Origin of the sequence: Hippea sp. KM1 (genome assembly GCF_000526195.1) — a bacterium.
Taxonomy (GTDB): Bacteria; Campylobacterota_A; Desulfurellia; order Desulfurellales; family Hippeaceae; genus Hippea.
The window spans coordinates 244,357-255,521 of record NZ_JAFP01000001.1; the positions used below are offsets into that span (position 1 = coordinate 244,357).

The window sequence follows — 11,165 nt, forward strand, 5'->3', positions numbered from 1 at the left end:
ATGCAAAAAGATTTGTGTGTTGTATTGATGACAAGTTATAATCACGAAAAATATATAAGAGAGTCAATTGAATCTGTCATTAATCAAACTTATAAAAATTTAAAATTAGTTATAGTTGATGACTTTTCAACAGATGATAGTAGAAAAATTATTAAAGAATATGCGGCTAAATATCCCAATAAAATCTTTTATATTTTTAATGAAATAAATATGCATGTAAATAGAAGTTTTAATAGAGGTTTGGAGTTTATAAAAGAAAAGTTTGATCCTGAATTTTTTGCTTGTATAGCAAGTGATGATATATTTGAAAAAGATAAAATTGAAAAACAAATTGATTTTTTAAAAAAATATGATTTAGATGGAGTTAGTAGTAAAGGTAAATATATAAATGAAAAAAGTAAAATTTTAGCCCCCATTGAGATGGATAATTTGTTTAATAAAAATTTATATGCAATAGAAGATATAGAAAAAATTAAAAATTTTTATTATATGGATATTGTAGGTGGTCCTTTAATTCAGTCTATGGTTTTTAAGTTTCCTGTTATTTATAGGTTAAAAATGGATCTAACTTCTATAAGTGATGATTATAGTTTAATGCTTAGATTTTTTAATAATGGCTATAAATTAGGGTATCTTAATGAATTTTTATGGAGATATAGGAGGCATGATACTAATGTTTCAAAAAATTATGATTATATTTTTGTAGTTTTAGATGTTATATATAAATATATTCCTAAAAAATATAGAAATGTTGCTATTTTTAAACAGTTTTTTATTACGGGAATTTACAAGATTTTTATTCATGATCAAAAAGCAGATGGAATAAGGTTTATATGGATGAGTTTAGCTTATTTAAATTTAGATGGGATTAAATTTATTGGTAAAAAATTTTTTGGTGGAATAAAATTTATTTTAAGAAGTAAAAAATGATTTTTAGTGTTTATACAATTTGTTACAATTGCTCAAAATTTATAAATAGGCCTTTTGAAGCTTTAATGAATCAAACTTTTTCTCATAATAAATTTGAGTGGATTATTATTGATGATTGTTCGAGTGATAATAGTAAAGAGTTAGTTAAGAATCTAATAAAAAAAGCAGATTTTAAAATAAGATATTATAGAAATGAAAAAAATCAAATGTTAATTAAAAACATAAGAAAAGCTATTGAATTAGCTTGTGGTGAATTTATTTATGGAATAGGACATGATGATTCAAGTGAAAAAATTTTATTGGAAAAAGTTTATGATATTTTTATAAACAATAAAGAATGTGTAAGTGTTAATTTTTTATGTAAAAATCAGTTTGGAGAAGATGTTGGGAAAGAGTTTCCAAAAGAAGGATGTGTTTTTCATAAAGAAGCTTTTAGATGGGATTATTCAAAAATAGGAGAAGTTAGAGGTGTTTGGAAAAGTGATATATTAAAAAAACATTATGTAGTTCCTTCTGTTATTGATGAAATAAGATATATTCCAGAGGGTTTTTTTTGGAATAAAATAGGATTAGAATTATTTGGCTTGAAATCATATTTTTTAAATGAAAGATTGGGGATTTATTATATTATAGAAAATTCTTTAAGCAAAAATATTCGTTCTAAATATTCAAAAGGATTTGAATATGAAAGTTTGTTTTTTATTAATAATTATGTAACTAAACAATTACTTTATAATCCTAAATTTTATTTTAAACACTTAATAAAATATATAATATTTTCAAGTTATAATAATTCAAAAGGTTTTAAAAGTATCGAAAATCTTTTTAGTAAAATGATGTATTTTCTTTTTTATATCCCCGCAATTTTGTATAAAGATAAATATTTTTCTAATTCTTTAAGATAAAGGCAATTGATGAGACCATTAGTTAGTGTTTCTTCTGCTTGTTATAATCATAAAGAATTTTTAGATGAATATTTTGATAGTGTATTGTCTCAAACATACAAAAATATTGAAATTGTAATAGGAGATGATGCTTCAATAGATGGTTCTCAAGAAATTTTACTTAAATATAAAAAAAAATATCCTAACAAAATTAAACTTATTTTAAATGAAAAAAATTTAGGGATCACTCAAAATTCAATTAATGTATTGAAAGCATGTAGAGGTAAATATATAGCATTAGTAGCAACAGATGATTTGATGCTTCCTGCAAAAATAGAAAAACAGGTAGAAGTGTTAGAGAAAAATCCGAATATAAATATTTGTTATCATGATTTAGAAGTAATTTTTGAAAATAGCAATAAAAAGATGCTTTTTAGCGAAATTAACCAGTATACTCCTAAAAGAGGAGCAGTTAAAGAATTAATAAAGTATGGAACTTTTGTGGGAGCTTGTTCTGTTATGATAAGAAGAGAAAATATTCCTTCTTATTTTTTTGATGATAGAATTAAAATAGCTTCTGATTGGAAATTTTTGATTGATGTTATTAGAGAAGGAGAATTTTATTATATAAATGAAGTGTTGGGCAAATATAGGAGGCACTCAAATAATATAACCTTACTTAGAACAATTGAAACATTAGATGATCATATTTTAACTTGTGGTATTCTAATACAAGAATATCCTGAATACGTGAATGAAATTAAATATAGATTAGCTAATATCTTGTTTGAAAAAAGTATGCAATATTTTAGAATGGAGAAATATTTAGAAGCTAAAAAAAATTTAGAGGCAAGTATTAAAATAAAAAAAATTCCAAAAAATGTACTCTTTTATTTTCTAAATAAATGTATGGATTTTTCTACTTTAGAAAAACTAAAAAGAAAATTTAAAAAGTCATTAAATGTGTAATATACTTGGCTATTTTAATACAAAACTTTCTTTAAACGAGATTGAAAAATACAATAAAAGATTATCCCACAGAGGTCCTGATGCAAGTTGTGTTAAAGAGTATGATTTTAAAAATAAAAAACTTTTTTTAGCTCATAATCGTCTTGCCATTCAAGACCTTAATCCCAATGCCAATCAACCAATGGAAAATGAGAGGTTTGTAATTGTTTTTAATGGGGAGATTTATAATCATTTTGAGATAAGATGGGAACTTAGCTTTAGAGGTTTTCGGACACATTCAGACACAGAGACGCTCCTATGGGCTTTTACCGAATGGGGTGTAGAAAAAGCTATCAGCAAACTCAATGGCATGTTTGCTATAGCCCTTTTTGATAAACAAGAGCAAATGCTTTACCTTATAAGGGATAGGGTTGGAATAAAGCCCTTATACTGGACTTTTCAACATGGGGAATTTGTTTTTAGTAGCGAGCTGAAGGGTATTAGAGATGAGCTGAAAACACCTGACATAGATAGTTTGGTTAAATTTGTCAGCTTGGGTTACACACCCAACGACAAGAGCTATTATAAAAACATCTATAAGCTAAAACCAGCTCATTATTTAATTTTTGATGGAGAAAATATAAAGATAAAAAGATATTGGAATTTACCAAAAGGGAAAATTGATATTGGCTTTGACGAGGCGGTTGAAGAAGTCGAGCATTTATTAAAAGATAGTGTAAAAAAGAGGCTTTTAGCAGATGTGGAAGTTGGCTCCTTTTTAAGCGGGGGCATTGATAGTTCTTTGGTAAGTGCCATTATGGCCGAAGTTAGCAATAAACAGATTAAAACCTTTACTATAGGATTTAAAGAAGAGGGATACAATGAGGCGGAGTATGCAAAAAAAATAGCTCAAATTATAGGAAGCGAACATTATGAATATTTTTTTGATGCAAAAGATGTGTTAGATTTAATGGATGATTTGGATTATTATTATAATGAGCCCTTTGGAGATGCCTCTGCTCTTCCAATGTTGCTTCTTAGTAGGACAACCAAGAAGAGGGTCACAGTTGCTTTAAGTGGTGATGGTGGAGATGAATTGTTTTTGGGATACGATAGGTACTTTTTTACAAAGAAGTATTATCTTCTGTTGAGACATATGCCTTTTAAGACGCTTATATCAAGGATTTTTTCTATTTTACCAAATGACAAATTAGAAAAAATGGCATTGCCTGTAAAAAACCCCACATACGAAAACCTATATTCTGTTCTCTATTTTGCTATAAAACCGTGGCAGTTAGACATGGTTTTTAATAAGGATATGTTAAATGGCCTTGATATTTCTTTTAAAGGCATATTGGAGTATAGTAACAATTTGAAAACAATTGATGATTTAAGCAGATTGGATTTTTATAGGTATTTACCCGATGATATACTCGTTAAGGTTGATAGGGCAACGATGGCCTATTCACTTGAGGCAAGGGTGCCAATTCTTGATCATAGGATTGTAGAGATAGCGTATAAATTGCCTGAGCAGGTCAAGCTAACCAAAGGAAGAAAATCTATTTTAAGAAAAATTCTATATAAATACATCCCAAAGGATATTGTAGATAGACCCAAGCACGGATTTAGTGTTCCCCTTAAGATATGGTTTAGAAATGAACTTAAAGAGCTTTTGTTTGAAAAAATAAAGTCTTTGGATGGCTCTATATTCAACAAAAAGAGCTTATTGAACTTATTTGAAAAACACCAAAGAGGATATAATTATGAATATCTATTCTGGAATTTGATGAGGGTTAAATGAGAAGGAGAATCTCCCTGTTTATATATTCTCTTTCGAGTGGTGGCGCTGAGCGTGTTGTGTCTATGCTGTTAAGGCATCTAAAAAATAAATATGACATAACTCTGGTCTTGATGAATAGTACTATATTCTATGAAATACCTAAGGATGTAAATATATTCTATTTGGAAGATTCCGATCCAAATGAAAGTGGATTTAAAAAATTCATAAAACTGCCTTTTCTGGCATGGAAATACAGAAATTTTTTAAGAAAGAATAAGATCAAAATATCTTTGAGTTTTCTCTCAAGGCCTAATTACATAAATGCAATGGCGAAGTTGTTTGGAGGTAGAGCAAAAACGATAATTACCGAGAGGGCAACGCCCTCTTTACAATATGGATATGGAGACCTTTTGTCTGTTGTAAATAAGTTGCTTTTAAGATTGTATAACCTTGCTGATATGATAATATCAAATTCCAAGGGCAACGCTTATGATCTTAAAGATATTTTTAATATAAAGGCAAACATAAAGACCATATATAATTTCATTGACAGCAAGGCCTTAAAAAGGGAATGCAACAAGTCAAAAAGTTCAAGTAAAGGGTTTATTTTTATAACGGTTGGTAGACTTGACAAAGGTAAAAACCATATCCTTCTGCTGAAGGCAATTGAGGGTTTAAATGCCAAGTTGTGGATAATTGGCGATGGTGAACTTAAAGAGTTTCTAAATGATCAAATTAGTAAAATAGGCTTAGAAGAGAAGGTAAAACTCTTGGGAAGGCAAAAAAATCCGTTTGAGTTTTTAAAACAGGCCGACTGTTTTGTTTTTTCCTCAAATCATGAGGGCTTCCCCAACGCAATTTTAGAGGCCTTGGCTTGTGGTCTTCCTGTGATTTCAACAGACTGCAGAAGTGGTCCCAGGGAAATACTTGCTCCTAACACAGATTTTAAGATGCAAGCAAAAGATGTGGAGTTAGCAGAATACGGAATACTTGTTCCTGTAAATAATGCAGATAGAATGCAAAAGGCAATGGAGCTAATCATGAAGAACCATGATATAAGAGAAAAATACGCTCAAAAAGCAAAAAAAAGGGCGATGGATTTTGATATAGAAAAGATTATGGAGAAGTGGGAGAAGGTTTTGGAAAGTGCTTAATATATTTAAGAAATTAAGGGTTATATTGTCCAGACGAGATAAAGAATTTCTTGCATTCCTTTTGATGTTTTCTGTTGCTGTTTCTGCTGTTGAGGTTGTAGGGGTTGGCATAATTATGCCCTTTATAGGTGTTGCCACCAATTTTAATAATATATTTTCGAATAAATACCTAAAAGGAGTATACAACATCTTTGGTTTTTCATCGCCTGTGAGTTTTGTTATAGCCTTTGGTTTATTTCTTGTATTTTTTTATATTTTTAGAAGCGTATTTAATCTGTTGTATTTTTACCTTCTAAGCAGGTTTTCTCAGGGTAGATATCACCTTATAGCGTATAAATTGTTTGAGAAGTATTTAGGCATGCATTATGTGGATTTTGTTAACAAAAACTCCTCTCATTTTATAAAAACTATAGTGAACGAGGCTCAAAACCTTGTTCAACTTATATCAAACATTCTATTCATGATGAGCGAAATATTCGTCGTTATCTTTATATACAGTATGTTGGTATATGTAAATTGGAAGATGACTTTACTATTAACAACTTTTCTTGGAATAAATGTATTTATTTTGAAAACCTTTGTATCAACCAAGATAAAAAAGGCAGGAGAGATAAGAAACGAGATGCAGCAAAGGTTTTATGAGATAATGACCTCATCCTTTGGTAACTTTAAGATAATCAAGCTTAAAGGGAACGATAAAGATATATTGAAGAAATTCTCAGAGGCCAGTTATGGTTTTGCTAAGGTTAACATACTCAATCAGACATTGGTGCAGGTGCCAAGACTGTTCCTGGAGGCTATAGGTTTTGGTTTAATTTCACTCATAGTGGTGTATTTGGTGTATAAGTACAAAAGTGATATAAAGGCTGCGTTGCCTATCCTGAGTATGTTTGTTTTGGGATTATACCGGTTGATGCCGAGTGTAAATAGAATTTATACCTCATACAATCAGGTTTTATTCTATCTAAAATCTTTAGACATAACTCATGCTGATTTATTGTATGAGCCTGAGGCACTAAAGGATGAAAAGATAGAATTTGGAAGAGAAATAAAGTTAAAGGATGTGTGGTTTGAATACCAAAAAAATAAGCCTGTATTAAAGGGTATAAACTTAACTATAAAGAAGGGTGAAAAAATAGGAGTAATGGGCAAAAGCGGAAGTGGCAAATCCACTTTAGTCGATCTAATTATAGGGCTTTACAAACCAGCAAAAGGAGAAATATTGGTTGATAATAGAAAATTGAGTGAGAAAAATGTTAAATCCTGGAGGAAAAAGATAGGTTACATCCCTCAAACTATATATCTATTTGATGGGACGGTAGCTGAGAATGTTGCCTTTGGAGAGGAGATAGATGAGGAAAAAGTTAGAAAGGTCTTGGATATGGCCAATATTTTGGATTTTTTAGAGAAAAATCACAATGGTATATATACCAGAGTTGGGGAAAACGGAGTTATGCTTAGCGGAGGACAGAAACAAAGGGTTGCAATTGCAAGAGCTCTCTATGGTGATCCAGAAATATTGGTGTTGGATGAAGCAACGAGTTCTCTTGATTCCCAAACAGAGGCAAAGATTATGGATGAGATATACAGGATAGGCAAAAGCAAAACGATGATAATTGTCGCTCATAGAACTTCAACCCTGGATAGGTGCGATAGGATTGTGGAAGTTAGGAATGGAGAGATTAAAAGATGTGTGGAATTGCAGGCGGGGTGAATATAAAAGCTGATTATAATTTTTTGCTGAACTCTTTAAAACACAGAGGGCCTGATGATTGGGGGAGATGGGAGAGTAAAAACCTATTTCTTTTTCACACAAGGCTTGCAATTCAAGATATTAAGCAGGGAAGGCAACCCTTTGAATATAAGGATTTTTTGATTGTTTTTAATGGGGAAATTTATAACCATTTAGAGTTGAGAAAACACTATTTGCAGGAATTCAAATTTAAGACAAATTGCGATACAGAAACCCTGCTCTATCTATACATTAAATATAAAGAGAAAATGTTTGACAAGATTGATGGCATGTTTGCCTTCTGTATATTTGATAAAAAAGAAAACAAGCTGTTTTTAGCAAAAGATAGGGCGGGTAAAAAACCCCTTTTTTATTATAAAAAGGGCGATAAGCTCTTTTTTGCCAGTGAGCTTAAGGCTTTTGGGTTTTTGGAGGGTATTTATCCGAATGAAGAATCTATCTATACATATTTAAGGACTGGTTTTTTTCCTTTTGAGTATACACCGTTTAGAGATGTTAAAAAACTAAAGAACGGATCTTTTTTGATTTATGATCTTAGCGATAACACTATAAAAACAAAGAGATATTTTGATATTGAGAAATATTACAGACAAGATAGGCTTAATAAAAAGGAAGATGAAATCTTGGAGGCTTTGGATGAAAAATTGACAGAAAGCATAAGAGATAGGATGCTTGCGTCGGATCTTGAGGTTGGAGCGTTTTTAAGTGGGGGCATAGACAGCTCTTTGGTTGTTGCAATAGCTTCTGAGTTTACAAAGAGGTTAAAGACCTTTACTGTAAAATTCGAAGGGGCTTACGATGAATCCAATCTTGCTAAATTGACTTCACAGATGTACTCAACCGACCATACAGAGATTGAAATCACAATGGATCTAAAAAACGATATAGAGAAGATTCTATCCAATTACGGAATGCCTTTTATGGATTCATCGGCTATACCGAGTTATTATGTAAGTAGAGAGGCAAAAAAACACATCACGGTTGTTTTAAACGGGGATGGAGCAGATGAGTTGTTTGGGGGATATAGGCGTTATGTTCCTATTGCAAATAGGTTGCTGAGGCGTTTTAAAAGATTGGCTTTTTTATTTAGAATGCTCCCTCCGCCAAAAGAAAAGCAGTCGCATTACAATTACCTGTATAGGTTGGCAAGCATGTCTAACAAGGAAGGGCTTGATCTTTATTTATCGGCAACCACGGATGTATTTGAGGATGTGTATGAGTTTAAAGACGCATTTCAACTTAACAGACTTAATGGGTTTGTTAAAAAAGTGCTCAATGATAACATGCTAACGGATCTATCCAAGTTTCTATATTTGGATTTTGAGCTTATACTATTTTCGGATCTGTTGATTAAAATGGACATTGCGACGATGGCCAACTCTTTGGAGGCAAGAAGCCCTTTTCTTGGCAAAGGCATATTGGAGTTTGCTCCTTTGTTGGAGGACAACCTGAAAGTCAGAGGGGCAACCACGAAATATATTTTAAGGAGATTAGCAGAAAAATACCTTCACAAGAAATTGATTAAACAGCCAAAAAGGGGATTTGAGGTTCCTCTAAAAAAATGGGTGAATAGTGAACTTAAAGAGGCTATTTTTGATTATTTGCAAAAAGGATGCTATTCGGAGAATTTCATAAATAGGAGCTTTATCGATAGATTGCTGGAGAACAGGATAAGGGTCTCAGAGGAAAAAAGAGCCAAGATGTTGTGGTCTATGTTTTGCCTTGAGGTATGGAAGAATAATTTATGAAAATAGCCTTTCTGTCGCATTTAGATTTGAATCTATATCTTTTTAGACTGCCCATTATGAAGGAGTTGGTTAAAAAGGGGCATAGGGTTTATGCAATAGCGCCAAAGGGTGAGTTTTTGGAAAAATTCTTAGAATGCGGCATTACACCTGTAAATTATGAGATAGAAAGGCAGAGTCTGAATCCTTTTAAAGAGTTGAAGACCCTAAAGCTCATTAGAAGCATAGTTCATGATATTTCGCCCGATATACTGCACACTTTTATGCATAAACCAAACATATACGGGAATCTCACGGGTGCTAAGAATATAGTTAACACTATCACAGGTTTGGGGAGTTTTTTTATTCATGATGACATCAAGTCTGTTGGTGTGAGGGTATTGATAGAGGCGCTGTATAAATGCACCTCAAGCAGGACAAAAAGGATTGTCTTTCAAAATAGAGACGATTTGGATCACTTTGTTAATAAGGGTATAATACCAGAAGAGAAAGCTGTTTTGATAAAAGGGAGCGGAATAGATACAAAAGCCTTCGAGCCCATGCCAAAAAACAAAAAATTAATAAAGGAATTGGGGTTGGGCGATAAACCTGTTGTTCTAATGGTTGCAAGGGTTATTAGAGATAAAGGCGTTGAAGAGTATATAAAAGCTGCCGAGTTGTTGAAAGATAGGGCTTACTTTCTATATGCAGGAGAAATAGACAGGGGCAACAAGAATGCGTTTATACCAGGCTGGAAAAATATTAATTACTTAGGCTTTAGAAGTGATATAAAAGAGCTTCTGTCAATTTGCGATATATTCGTTCTGCCCAGCTATAGAGAGGGCATCCCAAGAACTTTATTAGAGGCAGCGTCAATGGAAAAGCCCATTGTCACCACAGACACGGTTGGTTGCAAGGAGGTTGTGGATAATGGCGTAAATGGCTTTTTAGTGCCTGTTAAGGATAGCAAGGCACTGGCTGAAAAAATTGAATTTCTAATAGATAATCCTGAAATTAGGAAAGAGTTTGGCAAAAGAGGGAGAGAAAAGGTATTGAAAGAGTTTGATGTTAAGATCGTTGTTGAGCAATATTTGAGATTGTATAATGAAATTTTGGATTAACTATGTATAAAAATTTTTTCAAACCGCTGTTGGATAAGGTTTTGGCTTTGATTGGTATAACTATATTTTCCCCTGTAATGCTATGCGTTGTCGTTTCGATTTATATATGGGATGGAAGGCCGATATTGTTTATTCAGGAAAGGCCTGGGTATAAAGAGAAGGTATTCAAGATTTATAAGTTTCGCACAATGACGAACGAAAGAGATGAAAATGGCAATTTGCTTCCCGATGAGAAGAGGCTAAAAGGTGTTGGTAGGATTATAAGGAGCTTGAGTTTGGATGAGCTGCCGCAGTTGTTTAATGTCTTGAAGGGTGATATGAGTTTTGTTGGACCTCGACCTTTGCTCGTTGAGTATTTACCTTTATATAACGAAAGACAAAGAAAAAGGCATGATGTAAAACCGGGTATTACCGGTCTTGCTCAGGTTATGGGAAGAAACGCATTGAGCTGGAAAGAAAAGTTTGAATACGATGTTTACTATGTTGAAAACCTCTCTTTTTGGCTTGACTTAAAAATTATATTGCTGACAATATGGAAAGTACTGAAAAGAGAAGGTATTTCTCAAAAGGGCAGAGCCACTATGGAGAAGTTCAATGGGAGGAATTGAATGATAGTTATTGAGAAGGGAGCTAAGGTGTTCAAGGTGGATGATGAGCTGTTTGATGATGTAAAGGAGTTTTTGCACGATTTGGCCAAAAAAAGGAATAAATCCTTTAGCTACTTTGATGAGTTGGGGGATTTGATTGTAGTGAAAGGAAATGAAGAATTTGTAATACCGATGGATGAGGATGTGAAGGCTATATCAGAGGCTGAAAGAGAAGATTTTTTGGATGAAGAGGAAGTGAAAAAGATACTGGATGTATAGTGTAA

Annotated in this window: 10 protein-coding genes; all 10 read left to right on the top strand. The window is 32.3% G+C overall.

The features are described from left to right. From D891_RS09365 to D891_RS0101330, 10 genes are read left to right on the top strand one after another with little or no spacing between them, the layout of a single operon-like run. Window positions 1–930, top strand: a complete 930-nt coding sequence (locus D891_RS09365) for a glycosyltransferase (RefSeq protein ID WP_025209237.1) — start codon at window positions 1–3, stop codon at window positions 928–930. Then, the gene (locus D891_RS0101290; protein WP_025209238.1) at window positions 927–1,835 is read left to right on the top strand and encodes a glycosyltransferase family 2 protein; all 909 of its coding nucleotides are present in this window, start codon (window positions 927–929) and stop codon (window positions 1,833–1,835) included. Before D891_RS09365 ends, D891_RS0101290 begins: the two co-directional genes overlap by 4 nt. 9 nt (window positions 1,836–1,844) lie before the next feature. Beyond that, window positions 1,845–2,783 carry a glycosyltransferase gene (locus D891_RS0101295; protein WP_025209239.1) on the top strand — a complete coding sequence of 313 codons (939 nt, stop codon included), beginning with the start codon at window positions 1,845–1,847 and terminating at the stop codon, window positions 2,781–2,783. Continuing rightward, window positions 2,776–4,563: an asparagine synthase (glutamine-hydrolyzing) gene (gene asnB, locus D891_RS0101300; RefSeq protein ID WP_025209240.1), complete on the top strand. Its 1,788-nt coding sequence runs from the start codon at window positions 2,776–2,778 to the stop codon at window positions 4,561–4,563. The genes D891_RS0101295 and asnB (D891_RS0101300) overlap by 8 nt, the downstream gene beginning before the upstream one ends. Beyond that, complete coding sequence (locus tag D891_RS0101305; protein ID WP_025209241.1) at window positions 4,560–5,696, top strand: glycosyltransferase; 1,137 nt, start codon at window positions 4,560–4,562, stop codon at window positions 5,694–5,696. Before asnB (D891_RS0101300) ends, D891_RS0101305 begins: the two co-directional genes overlap by 4 nt. After that, the gene (locus tag D891_RS0101310; protein WP_232227875.1) at window positions 5,689–7,410 is read left to right on the top strand and encodes an ABC transporter ATP-binding protein/permease; all 1,722 of its coding nucleotides are present in this window, start codon (window positions 5,689–5,691) and stop codon (window positions 7,408–7,410) included. The genes D891_RS0101305 and D891_RS0101310 overlap by 8 nt, the downstream gene beginning before the upstream one ends. Further along, window positions 7,386–9,197 carry an asparagine synthase (glutamine-hydrolyzing) gene (asnB, locus tag D891_RS0101315; protein ID WP_025209243.1) on the top strand — a complete coding sequence of 604 codons (1,812 nt, stop codon included), beginning with the start codon at window positions 7,386–7,388 and terminating at the stop codon, window positions 9,195–9,197. Before D891_RS0101310 ends, asnB (D891_RS0101315) begins: the two co-directional genes overlap by 25 nt. Next, complete coding sequence (gene pglA, locus D891_RS0101320; protein ID WP_025209244.1) at window positions 9,194–10,294, top strand: N,N'-diacetylbacillosaminyl-diphospho-undecaprenol alpha-1,3-N-acetylgalactosaminyltransferase; 1,101 nt, start codon at window positions 9,194–9,196, stop codon at window positions 10,292–10,294. Before asnB (D891_RS0101315) ends, pglA begins: the two co-directional genes overlap by 4 nt. 2 nt (window positions 10,295–10,296) lie before the next feature. Continuing rightward, window positions 10,297–10,902 (top strand): sugar transferase, encoded by a 606-nt coding sequence (locus D891_RS0101325; RefSeq protein WP_025209245.1) that lies wholly within the window; start codon window positions 10,297–10,299, stop codon window positions 10,900–10,902. Continuing rightward, a complete protein-coding gene (locus D891_RS0101330; protein ID WP_025209246.1) occupies window positions 10,903–11,160 on the top strand; it encodes a hypothetical protein in 258 nt (85 codons plus the stop codon). The last annotated feature ends 5 nt before the right edge of the window (window positions 11,161–11,165 follow it).

Coding starts and splice junctions, on each gene's coding strand:
- D891_RS09365 (WP_025209237.1), top strand. CDS start 1: ATGCAAAAAGATTTGTGTGTTGTATTGATGACAAGTTATAATCACGAA.
- D891_RS0101290 (WP_025209238.1), top strand. CDS start 927: ATGATTTTTAGTGTTTATACAATTTGTTACAATTGCTCAAAATTTATA.
- D891_RS0101295 (WP_025209239.1), top strand. CDS start 1,845: ATGAGACCATTAGTTAGTGTTTCTTCTGCTTGTTATAATCATAAAGAA.
- asnB (WP_025209240.1), top strand. CDS start 2,776: ATGTGTAATATACTTGGCTATTTTAATACAAAACTTTCTTTAAACGAG.
- D891_RS0101305 (WP_025209241.1), top strand. CDS start 4,560: ATGAGAAGGAGAATCTCCCTGTTTATATATTCTCTTTCGAGTGGTGGC.
- asnB (WP_025209243.1), top strand. CDS start 7,386: ATGTGTGGAATTGCAGGCGGGGTGAATATAAAAGCTGATTATAATTTT.
- pglA (WP_025209244.1), top strand. CDS start 9,194: ATGAAAATAGCCTTTCTGTCGCATTTAGATTTGAATCTATATCTTTTT.
- D891_RS0101325 (WP_025209245.1), top strand. CDS start 10,297: ATGTATAAAAATTTTTTCAAACCGCTGTTGGATAAGGTTTTGGCTTTG.
- D891_RS0101330 (WP_025209246.1), top strand. CDS start 10,903: ATGATAGTTATTGAGAAGGGAGCTAAGGTGTTCAAGGTGGATGATGAG.